Origin of the sequence: Shewanella alkalitolerans (genome assembly GCF_019457575.1) — a bacterium.
In the GTDB taxonomy this organism is placed as follows: Bacteria; Pseudomonadota; Gammaproteobacteria; order Enterobacterales; family Shewanellaceae; genus Shewanella; species Shewanella loihica.
On record NZ_CP080422.1, the window covers coordinates 719026 to 736764 of the forward strand.

Sequence of the window (17739 nt, forward strand, 5' to 3'; positions counted from 1 at the left end):
CAGATAATCGCTGTTGACTCAAGGCTATAGCCGTAACGAGCGGAAATACCAGCTGTCACCTATGCGTAGGTATTTGCAAGCCGTCGAGCTACTGTTGCCTTTGTTACTGGCGATATAAAGGTCGATCTCCTTGGCCTCTAGCGCACCTAACTTCTCTTGCTCGATTTTGGCAACCTTGGCAGGCGTTATTGCCTTGATTTTTATGGTATCAGGCTTAGCCTGGTAGTCTTTAACATATTTACCATGGCGATCGGCGAGCTGTTTCTTCAAGGTTTTTTCACCGAAGATGCCTAGCCAGGGCTCGGGAAATTCTGCCACATAGGCGTCGAAGTCCTCTGCGGCGTAGATATCCAGCATCTTGATGCAGCGCTGAGCCAAGGGGTCATCACTGAAATTTTGCTCGGTCGATGCCTGGAGGTTGGTTGATATTAGCGTTCCCGCTAATGTTCCCATTAATGCTAATGCCATCCATGGTTTGTTCATCTGGTTAAATCCTCTTTAAATCATACTGCAATGGAGTTGTGGGGAACTGTGACAGTTGCCGAGCCCTTTTGCCTGTTGAAGTTTGGTAATCCTTCAATATTACCCGATTTACTATTTTCGCTATTATTATCCATAGTTAAGGTTTCAGGTAGGGTGCTAACCAGCTGTGAATGGCATAGCTGTACTTGGAGGATATTTTATAGGCTAATGATTCTGTGCCTTGACGAGTGATCAAATAAGTAATTTTAGCGATATTGGTAACACCAATAACGTCAGATAATGGGTAAGATTTTGTCTTAAAAAAGCGTTTTTTGACAATCAAACTACCATGGTCAATCTTTAGTTGAGTCGGGATACTACGGTTTATCATCGAAAAACTGACAATACTCACAAAGGCGATTGCTAGAAAATACTGTAAAGGTGCTGGGATAAGGTCGAAATTTTCTAGCGCAGATGAATATAGCAAAAATGACACTGTGGCTGTACTCCACAGGATACAGCTAATAGAAGCTGTCCATAGTTTGAATTTCCCCATTCTGCCTGTTCCTATGGTTAGTTGTTGAAACGCAGTTTCTTTTAGTACTCCATCTTCGGGCAAGGGAGTGGATTGATGGTTTCTCAATAGTCCTTTAGAACTAAATTTCTGTCGTTGGTTTTTTACAGCTATGGCCAAATCAGTATCGAAGTGTTTTTCAAAAAATAGTGCAATATTAATCAAGGTTGAAATGTCCCGAATCACTAGGTTCCACTCAGGGTGACTATAAAATTTTATGCTGTAGTGATGATTAGCTCTTTTTAAGGTGTCAAAAAATGCTGAGAATTCACCAGTAGTAAATCCAGACATTTCCAGTAGAGATAAGTTGTTATTAGTCACAATCTCTTTTTCAGCAGTAATACCGAACCAAGATTTTGTTTTTACAACCTCTTTACGGATCGCATCAATCGTTAACCGGTTACGCTTAAACACAGGGAAGAATAAACAACTACCGACTAGGGCAACGATGAGTGGCATGAATATTTCGCCCGTATCTTGGTAGCCAAACCAACCTAAATAGATGATACCAGCACCTATGGCGGCTAAAACAGCACCAAAAACAAAGTCTATAACGCCACCTGTGTCCTGCAGTACGATCTGTTCATCGGTCTGCTTGTAAATTTTATAGCTCATAAATCCCTTTAGTAAGCTTTAGATATAAAAAACAGAACCCTGTTAATAACAGGGGTGCTGGTTAAGGTTTTTGAGCAAAGTACCAGCGCTTATCTTCGAACTGTTCGAAAGAGCAGGAGCTACCTTTATAACGTTTCATTATCCCCGCTTTGTATTTAATGCTTATGCTTTTGATTGCATGACCTTTATAGAATGAATCTCGAAATTCATCTTCCATTTCGAAAATATCGTATTTACTCAAAGGTTCACTGCCAAATCGTTTTAAATGACCTTCATACCACTTTTTTTCCAGTCTTTCAGTGCGGCTTACCATTGATTTAGGCAATAAATGGAAAAAAAGCTCAGGATCATTTTTTAAATAACTGTTGACCATATAATCCTTACAAACCGCCTTTAGGTTGGCATCGGAACCATCTTCAATGCCGGCGAAGCGCTCTAAAGCATGTACTGAAGCACACACTAGCATGATGCTAGATATTGTTATAAGGCTCGCTGCTAATCTCATATTAATCTCCTTTTAATACCTTGATGCCTGGATTTTCGGGGCGACTATGGTTCCTGCAAATGTTCCCATTAATCTAATTACCATCCATGGTTTGTTCATTGGTTAAGTTCCTTTTTAAGCTGATGGGCTTACAGAAAATACTCTTTAAACAGCAAGCCGGTTACCGCCACAAGGGCGACTAAGGGAAAAGCTACAAACAGGCTACGGGCGACTATGGCCAAAGAGTGTCGGCGCTTTTGCAGCGTGATTGGGTAGTCGAAATAGACCAACAGGAAAAGAAGTGGCTTAATCGGGAAGTAGAGGCTCTTCAAACAGATTGATTGGCCCGATTCAAGCGTGATGATGAGTTCGCTGACATCGTAGGTGGTGCGCACGTCGCGCGTGCTGGGCCAATAACGCACGCCTATCTCCTTTATGTCTCGTCGCTGCATTTCCAAAGGGCCCGCTTTGATATCGATAAGGGGACTGCCGGGAATACAGAGCCTTTCAGCGTTAATCTGGCAAACATGGGCTTTCGCCCGACCATAAATACTATTGATAAACAGTTTCTTGAGAAGCAGATAACTTATGGTGGCGCCGATATTTAGCATCAGCCAGGCCTCTGGAAGCATAAGGCTAGGATTGATAAAGGGCAGAATGGCCAATGTCAGTGGGCCAATGAAAAAGAGTATTTCTAACGGCAAGGGCAGCGGGTAGAGCAACCTGGATGACTTGAGGCGAACGTCGCTGTCGCTAGTTAGTTGGTTCTTTCCCTTGAAGTCTGTGGTACCAAACCAGGGGGTGTCGTCAAGGGCTAGCTTTTCCATGCTTATCGGGTTCCTTTTATGCCAAGTGAGCCTGTGAATGCCGCTATTTGAGTAAATAAATCATGTCGTGACAGTCGCCTTGTGGAGCGCCGCGGTAGCTAACCAAAGTTATCAATACTACGAGTGGTTTTAACATTTTTTTATCAGGGATAAAAAATGGCCCCTAGGGGCCATTTTGTCCTTTATTGGTTGGCCTTGGGACACTCTGTTGGTGTCTCGGTTGCCATATTGGCATACTCGGGTTGCAATATCATTGGCTGTATCTGTGCTTTTAACGAAGCCGATTGCCCTGAGCTGTCAGCGCCGCTGGCGATGGTGACTTTATAGGTCTTATGTGTATTTGGACATAAGTCTCTACCCGTTAACGCATCACCGCTGACATTGACAACATCACCAGCAAATTCAATGTAGTAGGTGGCAATACCGTCGTCGGCGCGAATACCTGTTAACTGGACTGTATGTTCACCTTCCTCAAGCGAGACGTTTAGTGGGCCCACCTTGCGTTGAGGTTGGTTGTTGTCATACATCACCTTGTTATTGACCGATAATTTAAACACATCGTCGTTAAAGTTACCATTGTCACCAAAGGTGATCAGTAGCTGGCTTGGTCCAACGAATGGGTATTGATTACTCAATATATTGGCGACCTCCACGGTGATATACCCAGTCACTGCACCATTAGGCACGATAATCACTAGGGTATCTGTGGTGGCAGACTTTACCGCAGCTCTAATACGTTCCCCATTCGCACCGCTAAAGGTGACGATATTGCCCATTGGTTGTTTACTAAAACCAATGCCACTTATCTCTAACTCTGTGCCGGGAGAAGCCTTGTTAGGCGTTATGTTAGTGATCGTGAGATCTGTGCCGATTAGAATTTCATAAGGTACCTCGGCCACCTCATCTCTGTGGTGAACCTCAACCTTTAAGGGGCCTACAGCATTCTCGATTTGGCTTATGTCATTAAGGTCAAAGGTCAGTTCCGTGCCCAGTTTATTGACGCTTACGAAACTGGTGTCGAGCTGCTTCTCACCCTTGCCCAGATCGAAGACTTTCACTTCTGGTTTGGTATCACCAAATACCCCTTTAACGACGGCCATGCCACTTCCGACTATGGTAAATCGCTTAGTTTCTTGGGTCTTCTCAATGGCTCTTGGCGTGATATCTGAGGCCTTTAGTCCCCAGGTAACGATATAGTCGAGCTTGGTCGGCACATCGACCAGATCGTCTATGGTTTTGGCCATATCGACCATAGAGTCCGCAAGCTTACTGGCTTCATATACCGAGGTAATAGTCCCCCAGCCAGGAATAAATTTTTGGGCGACCTTTTGCAGCATTTTGTTGATGAAGTATTTCTCGTCAACCTCTAATGCAGTCAGAAGTGCCATGGTGACTGGGCCGTAGGAGGCACGATTGGTTGGATCTGAGATCACCGCCTTGATCTCTTTGCTGTATAACTCCTTCCCTAGATTAGCCGCAAGGGTCTGCCAGTCGTCAAAACTTGGCTTATCCTTGGCCATTAGTTTGTCGATCTCTGTGCTGATGGCTGGCAGGTATTGATAAACGGCCTTGACGATTGCCAGGGCTGTTGCCTGTTTCTTGTATTTGCTGTCGTTGAGGTCTATGCCCGCCGCATCGAATAATATGGAGTAAAACCGAATGACGACATTATCTATAATGGTCCTGATCGCCAACATCTTACGGGCATCTTGAGCTCGCTTATCGTAGGCCTCTTGTCCCCTGAAGCTGAATGGGCTGGGGCCGAAAATGCCATCAACGCCAGGTGTGATGATCTGGTATAGGCAATCTGTATAGACGCACTTGTCGATAAGGGAATCACTCGACCAGAGCGAAATGCCTAACCAGGTACCAGATTGCGGCCCCATCATGCCCGAATCCCAAGGGGTAGTGATATGGTCGGCAATCGGTTTGTTGAGAGAGGCTAGATCTGTTTTTATCTCTCCTGTTTTGGAATCGATAGGATAGATTCTGGCGCTTAGGTAGAGCTGACTGCGATTTCTTATTTCAACGCAGCCATCGGCATTCAATACTTGGTACCACTTGGGATCGACCCCTTCGCCACAGTTATTCATTATCTCTGTACTGTTTTCGGCGAAGGTTGTGGCCGCCATCGACATGTCGAAGGCTTGCCAAGTGCCATTAGTCTCTGGATAGGAGACTATGCTGGGTTCAATAGCCGATAGTGCCTGGTTGGTACTCGATCCCGCGGCACTGTCATCTAGAGGGGTAAACCTAGCCTTGGAGGGTGACAACGAGGATTTCAGCAAACGCTTTGAGGTTAGCTCTTCCTTGATTTTGGACTCAAACCGATTGAGTAGATCGTAAGCTTCAGCTTTTCTCGCCTTATAGCCGAAGAAGCTCGTATCTTTGGCTAGTGCCGCTTTGGCCTCTGCGAGGTAAGCTTGGTATGCCTGTGTTGTCTGCACTATTTGCATGAACTTCTCTGTGCCGACACCTTTTGCCTCATAGTAATAGTTCATATGAAGTACCAAGCTTGCCAAGGCTGTCGATTCGAAGCTCAATGAGATACTGTCTTGGTTCATGGAATAGACTGTACTCAGGTAGGCTTCGAGTTGGCCGTCGGCACCCTGGGTATAAGAGAAGATGACTTCCGCCTCACTCCCCATTTTCTCCAATTCGAAGCTATTACCATTAAGCGCCTTGGCCATCTCGGGATAGATGCCCCCTATCGCAGCTAAAGGTTTGGCTGAAGGTTCGAGGACGTTAACGGCTATCTCTTGTGTGATGATGAAGGTGATGGGGTTACTCTGTCCGTGAGCATTGCTGACAGAGTAGCTACCACCACTCAATGTCTCTGGCACTGTGGTTCGAACAGTGTTTTCATCGACGAACTGGGCATTGACAGGTTGGTTGTTGAAGAAAACGCTGGTGTCTTCATCAAAGTTGTCACCACTAAGTGTTATCTGTTGGCCTGGTTTGAGGCTTTTAGGGTTAGAACTCATGAGTAGTGGCAGTTCAGCGTCGCCAATTTCAATTGGAAATGGGTCTGATTTATTTGTGCCGATAACAATCGAGAGCGCGCCCTTACCCATATCCTGGGGAAGTAAAAATCTTAGGTGGCTTCTTTGCGATGCGTGTTCGACCTGCTTTGGAAATAGGTTGTAAATTCTGCCATTTATGTTCACCACTAACAGCGTGTTTTCAGACGCACTAGACACTCCTTCGACGGTGAGTTCGAATTCATCCCCGGCTCTGAGATAGTTTTTGATCTTATTCTGCTGGAAGAGGGTGTGCAGAGATTCGATAAAGAGATCGCCTGGCTTGGTCCAGGAGACAATAGTGGCCGGGATTAAACGTTGAGCGTCATTCTTGTCGAAGATATCGTCGTTGTCGTCGTCGTTGTCTAAGTGATCAATGAAATTATCGTTATCCGTGTTAGTGGGATCATTGCTGTTGCCACTTTCTAGTTGATCATCAATACCGTTACCGTCGGCATCGCGCTCAAGGAAGTTGGGGGCGCCGTCATTGTCCAAATCTTCCATGCCTTCGATGGAATCGTTGAAACTATCGCCGTCTGAGTCGGTATCTAACCAATTGGGAATGCCGTCCCTGTCTGTGTCTAGCCCTAGACTCTCCAAGGCCATACTGAATTCGATACCGTCAATGATCTTGTCTTTATCTTGATCATTTTCATTGATATCTGCGCCTAAGGCGGGCTCTTTCGTATCGTCGAATCCGTCGATATCCTGATCGTTAAACATAGTCACTTGATAGGTGAGGTCGCTACCGCCAGCATAGTTCTCATCTATGATACTGAGCTGATAAGTACCTGGTGTATAGACGGGAAAGTTCACTACATAGGTATTTGCACGAGTGTATCGATATAGTTGAATGTCATTAATGACCAAACCATTGGCATCTGAAACATAAACCTGAGGTTTAAACCTTGCCGAAGGTGAAGTGAAATAGGCTGTGTAAGATTGCGGCTTATCGACATGGAATTTAAACAGGTCGCCTTTATCAAACTCTGAGTCAATGACACCTTGTACCCTGACGCCGAGATCGATTTCGATTGGGGTGGCTACCGCAGGATTGTCATTTGGCTCTTGTTCTACAAACAGAGGATAAGCATGCTTGCTGGCATCAAACGGATAATCATCCAATTCATCCACCACGCCGTCACCATCTTCATCCCTGTTTTCCCAGGTGCCCACCTGAGGTGGCTCTGTGGGATCGGTAGGATCCGTAGGTTCGGTCGGCTCAGTTGGATTGGTGGGATCTACAGGGTCCACAGGATCTGTCGGCACCTGAGAGTTAGGGCCTTCTCCCTCTTTGAGTTCGCCGTTACACCCCGTTATTGCCAGGGTCGAGGTCAGCATGAGTGCCAGCCAATGTTGCTTGGTCAGGCGAGACGTGTGTTTCATTTTATATATCCCTATGATTTTACAAGGTCCAGAATTCTTGTTTGGTATTGAATATTGGGTTTAGCTGTTTCGCTGAGCTTACATTCGAAATGGTGTCTGCATACGCATCAGTCCCTGAGCCGTGATTGCCAAATACGTATCACCTGTTGCCAATCCCAGCACGTTGCAGGCCAGCTGTTCCCGGCTTGGGTTATAGAAGGGGGAGGTGACTATCTCCTTAATGAGGTAGTTGGCAAAGGGGACGATCAGCTTTTGGCACCAGCGCACCTCTATCTGCAGCAGGTTGGCGTCCTGCACATTCAGTTGTCGGTTATTGCCCACGTTCTTGGGGGCTGGGTCACGAAACATCAGGTTGTTGTTGGGGATCTCATAGCGAGAGCCTGTGTCATATCGACTTCGCACCTTGAAGCGGTCGAAGGTTTCTCTGTCAGGGCTGAGTATGGTTATTTGACTTTGTACCAAGGTGGCGAGTCTTGCCTTGGCGAAGGCCTGAACCGTGTCACTCGTGCCCGTGCCGTGGGCAAATAGCGGCATCATCCCCTGGGCCAGCCCTTTGCGCATCTCGTCAATATTGCCATGGTGTAGGGTGCCGGCCCGAACGGCGGCAACCGTGGCCGCATCCAGGGTGCTCTTGCTGGTATAGATAAAGGCCCACTGCACGATCAACATCATGGCAACCAGAATGATGGGAATAAGAAACGGCAGGGCAAGGCTGAACTCAAACATACTCTGCCCTCGCTGTTTCGATCGTGCCGCTATCATAGCCCCGCCTGTGCCGTCGTTTGTGGCTGGCTCTGCAGCTGATTGAGGGCGTCGAGCAGCGCCTTGATTTGACGGCCCACGGCAGAGTCGGCATCGCCCTGGTTGCTGGCGGTATTGAGCGCATTGGTGGACTGCTTGATACGCACCAATCCCATGTTGTACCAGGCTTTTTGGTTATTTGGCTCTAGCTCGATGCAGCGTCGATAGGCGGCGATGGCCGCTTCATGGCGGTTGGTACGGGTATAGATGTTACCCAGGCGAAACCAGGCGGGCGCATAGTTAGGTACGCTCTTTAGCACCTCGAGATAGAGGCTCTCCGCTTGGTCCAACATGGCCAGTTTGTAGGCATGCTCCGCCTGAGACTGAATCGCCATGATCTGCTCGTTGCCCTGGTGCTCAGGCTTCTGAGGCGTCGATGAACAGGCGCCGAGTAGTGCGGTAACGGCGACGAATAGCGAGAGGCGTATTAGTTTGCCCATGTCAAAATATCTCCGGGTTTTATCTGTTTGTGGATGGAGTTGCCTGCGGCCAGCTCCAAAACCTGGGTGGCACCTCGACAAGCACTGCTGCGCCAGGGCTTAAGATTTCGGGTGATCTTAAGTACCTTGTTGTTTTTATTGAGGTAGACGATATCTAGCGCATAGCGCATCCCTAAGGTATGCACCGAGCTGCAGGGAGCGATAAGCATCCCCTGCTCGTGAGAGAGGGGGCGACGACCTAACAGTCCTCTGAGTCTGAGCCAGGGAGTATCGGCCACGAAGACTTCGGTGATCGCCTGTCCGTTTGGGGTTTTCAGTGTGGTTTTCTTCATGTTAGAGCTCATACATAAACTTCATGGCAATCGGGAAGGCCAAGATCATAAAGGTCACGGGAAAGATGAAGACGATCAGCGGGAAGACCAGCTTGACTGGTGCCTCCAGAGCCTTCTTCTCGGCGCGCTGAAAACGCTCTATTCGGCGTTGATCCGACTGGATCCTCAGTGTCTGGCCCAGGCTGGCACCGGTTCTTTCCGCCTGTGCCAGGGCGCTGACCAGGCTGTTGACCTCGGTCACCTGCACACGATCGGCCATGTTACGAAACGCCTGGGCACGTGACATACCGGCGCGCATGTCGCGAATTACCTTCTCAAATTCGATGCGCAGTGGTCCGGCGGGGCCGCGCTCGACCGCCTGACTGAGTGCGCCCGTCATGTTGAGGCCCGCCTCGATCGACATGGTGAGGTAGTCCAGATACACGGGCAGGCTCTTGACGATCAGCCCCTGGCGTTTCTTACGCAGATCGTTGAGGGTCATCACAGGCAGAAAGTAACCGAACACGGCGGCCAGCAGCAGATATTGAGGCACATAGGCGTCGAGCATGGCACTACATATGAGCGTCAGCCCCAGGCTAAATAGGGTGCTCAGGATGCGGATGGCAAAGTATTGCTCGGCGGTCATTATGTAAGATAACCCTGAGACCTGGAGCTTCTTGGAGACCCGCTCCAGATAATCGACGCTGAGGTTCTCACTGACATAGAAGGCCAGCAGGCGCACCAGGGGCCAGATAAGCTTAAGACCCGGCGAAAGCGGGTCCATAAATTCACGGTTTTCCTTCGGGACTCTGTGGTAGATGCGAGCGCAGCTTACGGTCAGGAAAACGAAGGAGATCACGAAGCAGGCGACAATAAGATTGACCATGATATTTCCTATACGTCTATCGCGACGATCTTACGGATCGACAGGTAGCCACTGGTGAGCATGATGATGACCAGGGCAATCAGGGCCCACCCCATAGGCTCGGTGAGAATACGGCCCATGGCGGAGGGCTCCATGTGGTAGAGCACCACGCCGATAAAGACGGGTAGCAGGGTCATCACTATCCCTTGCATCTTGCCCTGAGAGGTCAACGCATCGATCTTGCCTTCCATCTCTATCTTCTTACGCAGGGTGGCAGAGAGTCGCAGCAGCACCTCCGCCAGGTTGCCCCCGACCTCGCGGGAGATCTGCATGCCAGCGGTCACCAGCTGAAACTCCTCTTCGGGGATACGCTTAAACATGTTGTCCAGCGCCGTGTTGAACTCCACCCCCAGGCGCTGCTCGCGCAGGAAGAGCTGAAACTCTTGCTTGATCGGCGCCTCCATCTCTTCGGCCATAAACTCGATGGCGTTGCTGACGTTGGCCCCCGACTGCATCGAAGAGGCGATCATGTTGAGTGCATCGGGCAGCTGGTGGACAAACTTGCGGCGACGGCGCTTATGCAGGAACTGATAGGCGAAGCGCGGTAGCAGCGCCAGTGCGATACTCAGTAAAATCCCCAGCACCCAGGAGCCGAAGAAGAGCCGCACCAGGAAAGGCACCGCCAACAGGGTCAGCATGTTGATGACAAACAGCTGCCTAGGTTCGATAAACAGGAACATATCGAACAGGTTGGTGCGGGCCGAGCTGGTAAAGGTTTCCTGATAGCGTTTGGCGAAGCGTGTCGACAGATGCTTAAGCGCCCACACCAGTATGGTGACCGAGGCGAATGCCAGCATGGCGGCGATTAACGGACTACTCATAGCGGCTATCCTTGTCGAAGATATCCAGACGCACGGCGATCCCTTGTTTTCTTAGCTGTTCGTAAAACTCGGGCAGAGTGCCGGTTGCGGTGTAATAGCCCTGTACCTTGCCCTGCTCGTCGAAGCCGGTCTGCTGGAATTTGAAGATCTCCGACAGTTGCACCACAGTGCCTTCGATGCCAGTAACTTCACAGATGCTGGTGACTCGGCGCGAGCCGTCACAGAAGCGCGACTGCTGCACTATGATGTTGACCGCCGAGGTGATCTGCTCGCGGATCGCAGTGACAGGTAGATCCATTCCCGCCATCATCACCATCACCTCGAGACGTGAGATACAGTCTCTTGGCGAGTTGGAGTGGGCCGTGGTGAGCGAGCCGTCGTGACCCGTGTTCATTGCCTGCAGCATGTCGAGCGCCTCACCGCCACGACACTCACCGATCACCACGCGATCGGGACGCATCCGTAGGCAGTTCTTCACCAGATCGCGGATCTCGATGGCACCTTTGCCCTCCTGGTTAGGGGGACGGGCCTCAAGGGAGACCAGGTTAGGCTGATAGAGCTGAAGTTCGGCGGCATCTTCCACCGTAACGATACGTTCATTGTCTGGAATGAAGTTAGACAGTACGTTCAGCAGGGTAGTCTTACCCGAGCCAGTCCCCCCGGAGATGACGACGTTGCGCTTCTGCTTCACGGCGATCTCAAGAAACTCCGCCATGGCCTGGCTCATGGAGCCAAAGGCCACCAGATCGTTGCAGCTCAGGCGTCGCTGCATGAATTTACGTATGGTGATGCAGGGCCCCTTGAGTGCCAGCGGGGGGATCACCGCATTCACGCGGGAACCATCCTTGAGGCGGGCATCCACCATGGGGGAGCTCTCATCGATACGTCGGCCTATGGGGGTCACGATTCGTTCGATGGCGCCGAGTACTGCCTGATCGTCGGAGAAGGCGATATCCGACAGGTAGAGGTTACCCGCCTTCTCATAGAAGATCTGATCATGGCTGTTGACCATGATCTCAGTGACATCCGGGTCGGCAATCAGCCCCTCGAGCGGCCCTAGGCCTATGGTCTCGTCCAATACCTCTTTGGTCAGCGCCGAGATCTCGATATCGTCGGGTAACTTAAAGTTGTCGATGATCTGCTTGAGCAGCACCTCACTCTGTGCGCGCAGCTCGGTATCACTCATCTCGTTAACGTTAACCCGGCGTAGATCCATCTGCTTGAGTAGCTCGGTATGCACCTTGCGGCGCCACTCGTTGCGTCTCTGAATCTGGGCGCTCTGCTCCGTCACTATTGGAGGCTGCGCCTCGGCAGAGGTTACGGCTGCAGCGGCCACGGGAGCGGCTGATGCCACGACGGGCGCTGCAGGTGGCGGTGGCGTCTCGGCGGGGGCACTTGCCTGAAATTGCGGATCGCTGCTCTGTACCCTGAGTTGATAATCGCCCACCTGAATCTTGTCGTTGAGGGTGAGGGGACCGAACTCCTGATGTTTCTCGTCGTTCACGCGTACGCCGGTACGGCTCTTGTTGTCGACGATGAAGATCCCCTCCTCATTTTGCCGCAGGGTGGCGTGATGCTTGGAGATCTTAAAGCCCCGAAGGACGATCAGCTGATCGGGATCTTTACCCACACGGCATTCGCGGTGGATACATTGAAACTCGCCGACCTTGGTGCCCTTGGTGGTGCTGACTAAGATGTTAAACATGAGCTGCTCCTAGTCCAAGATATAGAAAGCTTCGAGCTTGGTGGCTTCTTCCGCCATCTCCATGCCGCGATTGAGTTGAGTGTCATGCTCCTCCTGCCCCGGATAGACCACCACAGGGGTGACGAAGATGACCAACTCTGTCTTGTCGTCTTTAAAGTCGCGGGACTTGAAGAGTTCACCCAGGATGGGGATATCGCCAAGCAGAGGGAACTTGTTGACTATCTTGGACATTTCACTGTTGACCAGGCCAGAGATCACTATGGTCTCGTTGTTCTTCACGTTGATCACAGACTCGGTGCGGCGGGTCAGCATACCTGGCACACCATCGACGGCTACAGAAGGATCGATTGAGCTGACTTCGGCCATGACCCGGCTGACGATATTTTGTTGCTCGTCTACCACAGGCTCGATGTCCAGCTTGATGCCGTACTCTTTATATTCGACATCCACGGCGCCCAGGCCGCTGACGCTGCGGATAGGGAACTCGCCACCGGCCAGGAAGCTGGCCGACTCGCCGCTGCGGGTGGTCAGATTAGGCTGCGCCAGCAGGCGGGCATCGCCCTTTTCAGATAGCAATTGGATCTGGCTGCCGATACCCGAGACGATACCCAGCGAGCTCCAGCCACGGGTATCTAAGACGCCTATGTTCTCGGTAATGGATTTGGTGATCGCCTCTGTGTATTGGCCGGGTGAGGCGACGTTGAAGATAGGGTTGGCGGTAAAGCCTTTGGCCACACCATATGCCGGACCGGCCATGGAGGTTTCCCACTTGATGCCGACGTTGTTGAGGGTCGATTTGTTGAACTCGACTATCTTGACCTGCATCTTCACCATGGGTGACATTGTCTTGGCAAACTTGAGGTATTTCACCAGGGAAACGACGTTAGGATCGCCTTCGAGGATCTTCTCCAGCTGTTCTTTCTGGGCAAGGTCGGCTTCGCCCTGAACTATGATCAGGCCATCGCTCTCTGAGACTGTGAGCGACGGGAAGGCGGCGAGCATCTTCTTGACCATGGTCGTGGTACGCAGGCTGTTGTCTGGGGTGACGGTGAGGCTGAGCTTGATCAGCTTGCCATCTTTCTGCCATAGCTGCAGGTCGGTATTGCCCGGAGCCTCGCCGATCAGCAAGACGCCCTTGTTGTCGACGACCTTGGCGCTGAGCACCTTGCCGTTACCCACGACGATACGCTCGACGTTGGCGGCCTTATAGAGTTCGACTGCGCCGACATAGAGCTTCATGGGGCGGTTGTTGTGCGCCATGCTGGAGGCGGGCAGCAGTAGACATATCCAAAAAAATGCGAAAATTTTCAATGTTTTCATAGTACGGCTTTATCTTTTTGTTGGCTGAGTTGCTCTAGCATCTCTTTGGGAAGCGGGTAGGTTTGGGTACTGGTCTTGATGCCACTGCCACCGGTGATCACCTCAACGGCAAGCTCGTGGTTTTCCTCATCGCGATTAAACAGCTGGCCTTCATGCATAGAGATAAACTCCAGCGCGCTAGACTCCTTCTGATTTCTAAGCAGGGTGACAAAATCGCCTTTCTGTTTTGCCAGTGAGACGCGCGCCGCATCGTTGACCGATAGCGCCAGAGTCACTGTGTTATAGGCGTTGGGGTTGTCGTAAAGGGTGTCGACCAACTCGGGATTGACATCTATGCTGCGTCTGCCTGTGGCCAGCACAGTGACATCTTCCAGTAGTAGCTGAAGTCGTTTTCGCTCGCCATCGCGTCCCTCTTCTTTGAAGGAGAGCAGCAGGTCGATATGATCCGAGGGCACCAGCATGCCGGCACTCGAGTTAATCTCATCAATATCTATGGTGACGGCACGTTGGCCCTCTTTAAGAATGTCGGAGAACTGCGCCACGCGCATGCCGGGCAGATAGGTCTCGATCAGCGGGCGGCCCGGTGCCATGGGTTGTAGCAACATCTGACCTGAGACCTCGCCGAAGCGGCTGGGGTGTATGGCGTCCAGGGGCAGGGTATCGGCGCGGATCTGACGCACAGACATGTTGGCCTGGGAGATGATGTCGCCCTTTTTCAGAGGCTGGGTGGCGACGATGACGTCGGCCATCGCAATGTTGTCCTTGGTTAACTCATCTCTGAGTTCCTGCTCTTTGGTTATGAAGTAGTTCTTGGTCGCCCAGGCCGAAATACCACCTAAGATCAAGGCAATAACTAGCAGCACCCAATTGAAGTCAATTGATTTTAATTTCATCGTTAAACCTGAAGTTAGTTGGGGAGTATCGAGAGCGATTTCGTATAGGCAAACGCCGTATACCACTCGGTGAGGGCATCGGCGCAGAGATCTAGTACATTGTTATCATTGCTGACGGGGGTGAGCATAGCGGCGACTAAGGCGCCGCATACCACCAGGTATTCGACGCTGGCCTGGCCCCGACAGCGGGTGTTGCTTAACTGCATGGGTTCATCATCCTTGTTTCACTTGATTGGCAACTATGTAAACTTGCGAATTACGGGTGTCGAAACTGATGTCGACGCTGTTGGTTCCCTGGCTCATCTGAAGAGCGGCCTTGCCCGATTGGGTATCGAGTATGGCGGTCTCTTCCACCCAGCCCCGCTGCTGATAGTGGCGACGGTAGTAGTGATAGTTGCTGGAAAGGCTACGAGTGCTGCTCAGTATGATAGTGCGCCCCTGCTTGTAGAGGTCGGTGGAGGCGATATCTGACAGCACTGTGGCGCCGCTGGGCTGGGGGAAGGTGTTGCGTCTAACCCTAGCCAGTTCATTTTCTTCCATGTTCTTAGTGATGCCGACAAAGGCGGTGACGCCATCTAATTGCTGGCTGATGCGGGCGGTCAGCAGATAAGGGGGTTGCAGACTGTTGATCACTAAGTCGCCGTTAAAGGGGCGGGAATCGAAGCGTTCGCTATCTTTCTGCCAGGCCTTAGTAAAAAAGGCTGCCAGCTGGGCCTGGGTCTGGGTGTCTTTGACCACCCAGGTCTTCATGGGGTAGCCGTTGTAGCGCATCTCATCGGCGACTATCTCTACCTTGGCGGTGTCGGGAAAATTTACTTCAGGCCAGTCGCTTGCCTGTGTAAGGCCGGTGAATAGGACGAGAATAAGGGGGAAAAGCGATTTCATGGGGTCAGCCTCCACAGTTCTTGGTGCCATAGGTACATAGGCGGTTGGCGGGCAGCACATCGGGTTCGACGAAACCTAGCTTCAGCGAGTTGGACTTGATCTCCTTGCCGAAGGGGATAATGCCGATAAGGTTCTGGGCGGTGCGGATCACGCCAACGTCCATATAGTTGGTCAGCACCAAGCGTCTTACCCGGTTTCTCACATGGTAGGGGCCGGCGGCGTTCCAGCCTGAGGCGAGCAGGGCGCTTTGCCCCTCGACGCTCAGGTTTAGTTGGTCGAATGGACTCATTTCGAGGTTTTCCAGATCTGTCTTGACCTGGGTGCGATAGAACTGATCTCTGGGCAGTTTAAAGCCGGTAAAAGAGAGCATGCCGACGGCTCGTTCGACACTTGCGCCATAGGTCCCAGGTGTTCCAGAACCTTGCTGACTGCCGCTAATTCTGGCCAGTTCCTGTTCATCTTTGGCCGACTCCTGCAGGTTCTTTAACAGCAGGCTATTTGTGCCGTCGCGCTTGAGGGGATATTTGAGTAGCGGGTGGACATTATTGTCCCAGCTCCATTGATCCTTTTGGCGGGTCGCTATCTTGCGGCCATCTTGCTGATAGAAGCGCCAGGGCAGGTATTGCATCTGCTCTTCATCTGAGCGAATGGCCACATAGAGGCCGCTGCGGCTTGGCATTCTGTCGGGGCGTCCCTCTTTCCAAACGGTGCGTTCCCAGGCGTTATAGTGCGCGGCCTGATCTGCCCTGTGCTGGGCGCTAGAGACCTTAGCCAGTAAGGGGAAGATGATCAGCAGGGGGACAATCACAAAGCTGAGCCCTACGACACTCTCGACCAAGGCCTGGCCCTTTTGTCTGTTGGCCATTAGAGCATCCTCGTTAAGGCCAGCACTGTGCTGCGCTCGCCGTTGGTGGAGTCGGTCAGACGGGTCTGCCAGAAAGGGTTATAGAGGTTGCCATATTCGTGGCGGCCATCGCGTCTAGCCCAGGAAGAGGTGATTTGCATCAGATCTCTTGGGCGTGAGTAGTAGGCCTGCGCTGTCGCCAGGGCCGTCATGCGATTGCCGAGCATCTCTTCGTCTTTTGCCGGGTTAAGGCCATCGCCCACCAGTTGCACACTGCTTGATGTGCCGACATTGTTGCGTTTTTTAGAGACCACAATGGCGATGTTATCCGTCTGACTCTTCTTGTTGGCGCTGCTTGAGAGACCGAAGAAGGGGCGGACACCATTGTAATCGCCACGGGTTTCCTGGGCGTAACCTGCGTATCGGGATGCAGTACGGTTGATGCGGCGACTGCTGCCCCAGGTTTGGCGATCACCTTCGCGGGGAATATCGGCGCGATCATCCGAGCTGGTCGAGCCCCAGCCGAGCGGGATCTCTCTGTATCCGCGCCAACGGCAACCGGACCAACTACAACGAAACTTGGAGAGGTGGAAGCTGATGGTATCCATAGAGGTCCAGGATTCAGCCTGCCTATCGTCGTAGGCTATCAGATCGCTACCACCGGTTTTCTGGGTCTTCCAACGTATAGGGAAGACGGTCATCGACCAGATCCCCCCAAGTTTATAGGTTCTGTTTTTACTGAAGGGATCGCGTGACGCCAGAGTCACACCGATGAAATCTTTAAACTGGGTCTCTTTGCTATTGGGGTTGCGGCTATGGCGCTTCTGGAACGATATCCAGGTATCTTTCACATCGACAAACAGTAGTGGATTTTGCGCCAGATCCAGCCTGGCATCGCTATCATTGGCCTTGACCACCTTGCCGGCCGATTCGATGCTGGAGGCCATGCCAGCGTAGTGGATAACCTGTTGTGAGCTGCTCAAGGTCCAGAGAATGGCGTCTTCGGCGTAGATCAAGCCTTCAAATACGGGTTGCGCCACCTGATTGATGGTGCCGACCGCCTTCTCGATGCCTGCGAGCACCTGGCCAAGATAAGGTACCCAGCAGAGGGTTGTGCAGGCATTTTGTGCGAATTGGTCTGTCATGTTGAACCAGGAGGAGAGCCCGACCATCTGGGCGATGGCGACTTGATTCGCGACAGATGCACGGTTGGTATAGGCCTTGAAGTTGAAATCTCGGGCGGCAAAGGTCGCGACGCTGTAGGCCGTGTTGTCGGCAGTATTCTGCAGCTTGGTCGCGTTGAGATTGACCTTGGTTGTATTAAAACTGTAGAGCACAGACATGAGTGCGAGCGACATCAGCATTAAAGACAATGCCATGGCCTGCCCTCGCTGTTTGGAGCGCATGGTATTTGGTTTCATAGGAG

Annotated in this window: 17 protein-coding genes; all 17 read right to left on the reverse strand. The window is 51.4% G+C overall.

Going from position 1 to position 17739, the window contains the following annotated elements:
* Window positions 1–24: 24 nt before the first annotated feature.
* Window positions 25–483, reverse strand: a complete 459-nt coding sequence (locus tag K0J45_RS03240; RefSeq protein ID WP_220044217.1) for a hypothetical protein — start codon at window positions 481–483, stop codon at window positions 25–27.
* A gap of 136 nt (window positions 484–619) precedes the next feature.
* A complete protein-coding gene (locus K0J45_RS03245) occupies window positions 620–1651 on the reverse strand; it encodes a hypothetical protein (protein ID WP_220044218.1) in 1032 nt (343 codons plus the stop codon).
* A gap of 61 nt (window positions 1652–1712) precedes the next feature.
* The gene (locus tag K0J45_RS03250; RefSeq protein ID WP_220044219.1) at window positions 1713–2156 is read right to left on the reverse strand and encodes a hypothetical protein; all 444 of its coding nucleotides are present in this window, start codon (window positions 2154–2156) and stop codon (window positions 1713–1715) included.
* A 128-nt stretch (window positions 2157–2284) separates the two neighbouring features.
* Window positions 2285–2962 carry a hypothetical protein gene (locus tag K0J45_RS03255; RefSeq protein ID WP_220044220.1) on the reverse strand — a complete coding sequence of 226 codons (678 nt, stop codon included), beginning with the start codon at window positions 2960–2962 and terminating at the stop codon, window positions 2285–2287.
* 182 nt (window positions 2963–3144) lie between these two features.
* Entirely contained in the window at window positions 3145–7368 is a 4224-nt protein-coding gene (locus K0J45_RS03260) for an IPT/TIG domain-containing protein (RefSeq protein ID WP_220044222.1), read from the reverse strand.
* Between the two features lie 78 nt (window positions 7369–7446).
* Window positions 7447–8094, reverse strand: coding sequence for a pilus assembly protein (locus K0J45_RS03265; RefSeq protein WP_011864445.1), 648 nt, complete (start codon window positions 8092–8094; stop codon window positions 7447–7449).
* 32 nt (window positions 8095–8126) lie between these two features.
* A complete protein-coding gene (locus K0J45_RS03270; protein ID WP_220044223.1) occupies window positions 8127–8609 on the reverse strand; it encodes a tetratricopeptide repeat protein in 483 nt (160 codons plus the stop codon).
* A complete protein-coding gene (locus K0J45_RS03275) occupies window positions 8597–8941 on the reverse strand; it encodes a DUF192 domain-containing protein (protein ID WP_220044225.1) in 345 nt (114 codons plus the stop codon). The genes K0J45_RS03270 and K0J45_RS03275 overlap by 13 nt, the downstream gene beginning before the upstream one ends.
* Window position 8942: 1 nt before the next feature.
* Window positions 8943–9806: a type II secretion system F family protein gene (locus K0J45_RS03280; protein WP_011864448.1), complete on the reverse strand. Its 864-nt coding sequence runs from the start codon at window positions 9804–9806 to the stop codon at window positions 8943–8945.
* A gap of 8 nt (window positions 9807–9814) precedes the next feature.
* The gene (locus tag K0J45_RS03285) at window positions 9815–10666 is read right to left on the reverse strand and encodes a type II secretion system F family protein (RefSeq protein ID WP_220044227.1); all 852 of its coding nucleotides are present in this window, start codon (window positions 10664–10666) and stop codon (window positions 9815–9817) included.
* On the reverse strand, window positions 10659–12371 hold the full coding sequence (locus tag K0J45_RS03290; protein ID WP_220044228.1) for a TadA family conjugal transfer-associated ATPase: 1713 nt from the start codon (window positions 12369–12371) through the stop codon (window positions 10659–10661). The genes K0J45_RS03285 and K0J45_RS03290 overlap by 8 nt, the downstream gene beginning before the upstream one ends.
* 9 nt (window positions 12372–12380) lie before the next feature.
* Window positions 12381–13691 (reverse strand): type II and III secretion system protein family protein, encoded by a 1311-nt coding sequence (locus tag K0J45_RS03295; RefSeq protein ID WP_220044229.1) that lies wholly within the window; start codon window positions 13689–13691, stop codon window positions 12381–12383.
* Entirely contained in the window at window positions 13688–14584 is an 897-nt protein-coding gene (gene cpaB, locus K0J45_RS03300) for a Flp pilus assembly protein CpaB (RefSeq protein WP_220044230.1), read from the reverse strand. Before cpaB ends, K0J45_RS03295 begins: the two co-directional genes overlap by 4 nt.
* 14 nt (window positions 14585–14598) lie before the next feature.
* Complete coding sequence (locus K0J45_RS03305) at window positions 14599–14790, reverse strand: hypothetical protein (RefSeq protein ID WP_220044232.1); 192 nt, start codon at window positions 14788–14790, stop codon at window positions 14599–14601.
* 7 nt (window positions 14791–14797) lie between these two features.
* The gene (locus K0J45_RS03310; RefSeq protein WP_220044233.1) at window positions 14798–15469 is read right to left on the reverse strand and encodes a hypothetical protein; all 672 of its coding nucleotides are present in this window, start codon (window positions 15467–15469) and stop codon (window positions 14798–14800) included.
* A 4-nt stretch (window positions 15470–15473) separates the two neighbouring features.
* Complete coding sequence (locus tag K0J45_RS03315; protein WP_220044235.1) at window positions 15474–16334, reverse strand: hypothetical protein; 861 nt, start codon at window positions 16332–16334, stop codon at window positions 15474–15476.
* Complete coding sequence (locus K0J45_RS03320; RefSeq protein ID WP_258406756.1) at window positions 16334–17734, reverse strand: hypothetical protein; 1401 nt, start codon at window positions 17732–17734, stop codon at window positions 16334–16336. The genes K0J45_RS03315 and K0J45_RS03320 overlap by 1 nt, the downstream gene beginning before the upstream one ends.
* Window positions 17735–17739: the final 5 nt, after the last annotated feature.

Coding starts and splice junctions, on each gene's coding strand:
- K0J45_RS03270 (WP_220044223.1), bottom strand. CDS start 8,609: ATGGGCAAACTAATACGCCTCTCGCTATTCGTCGCCGTTACCGCACTA.
- K0J45_RS03245 (WP_220044218.1), bottom strand. CDS start 1,651: ATGAGCTATAAAATTTACAAGCAGACCGATGAACAGATCGTACTGCAG.
- K0J45_RS03295 (WP_220044229.1), bottom strand. CDS start 13,691: ATGAAAACATTGAAAATTTTCGCATTTTTTTGGATATGTCTACTGCTG.
- K0J45_RS03305 (WP_220044232.1), bottom strand. CDS start 14,790: ATGCAGTTAAGCAACACCCGCTGTCGGGGCCAGGCCAGCGTCGAATAC.
- K0J45_RS03280 (WP_011864448.1), bottom strand. CDS start 9,806: ATGGTCAATCTTATTGTCGCCTGCTTCGTGATCTCCTTCGTTTTCCTG.
- K0J45_RS03315 (WP_220044235.1), bottom strand. CDS start 16,334: ATGGCCAACAGACAAAAGGGCCAGGCCTTGGTCGAGAGTGTCGTAGGG.
- K0J45_RS03285 (WP_220044227.1), bottom strand. CDS start 10,666: ATGAGTAGTCCGTTAATCGCCGCCATGCTGGCATTCGCCTCGGTCACC.
- K0J45_RS03320 (WP_258406756.1), bottom strand. CDS start 17,734: ATGAAACCAAATACCATGCGCTCCAAACAGCGAGGGCAGGCCATGGCA.
- cpaB (WP_220044230.1), bottom strand. CDS start 14,584: ATGAAATTAAAATCAATTGACTTCAATTGGGTGCTGCTAGTTATTGCC.
- K0J45_RS03240 (WP_220044217.1), bottom strand. CDS start 483: ATGAACAAACCATGGATGGCATTAGCATTAATGGGAACATTAGCGGGA.
- K0J45_RS03275 (WP_220044225.1), bottom strand. CDS start 8,941: ATGAAGAAAACCACACTGAAAACCCCAAACGGACAGGCGATCACCGAA.
- K0J45_RS03260 (WP_220044222.1), bottom strand. CDS start 7,368: ATGAAACACACGTCTCGCCTGACCAAGCAACATTGGCTGGCACTCATG.
- K0J45_RS03310 (WP_220044233.1), bottom strand. CDS start 15,469: ATGAAATCGCTTTTCCCCCTTATTCTCGTCCTATTCACCGGCCTTACA.
- K0J45_RS03290 (WP_220044228.1), bottom strand. CDS start 12,371: ATGTTTAACATCTTAGTCAGCACCACCAAGGGCACCAAGGTCGGCGAG.
- K0J45_RS03255 (WP_220044220.1), bottom strand. CDS start 2,962: ATGGAAAAGCTAGCCCTTGACGACACCCCCTGGTTTGGTACCACAGAC.
- K0J45_RS03265 (WP_011864445.1), bottom strand. CDS start 8,094: ATGTTTGAGTTCAGCCTTGCCCTGCCGTTTCTTATTCCCATCATTCTG.
- K0J45_RS03250 (WP_220044219.1), bottom strand. CDS start 2,156: ATGAGATTAGCAGCGAGCCTTATAACAATATCTAGCATCATGCTAGTG.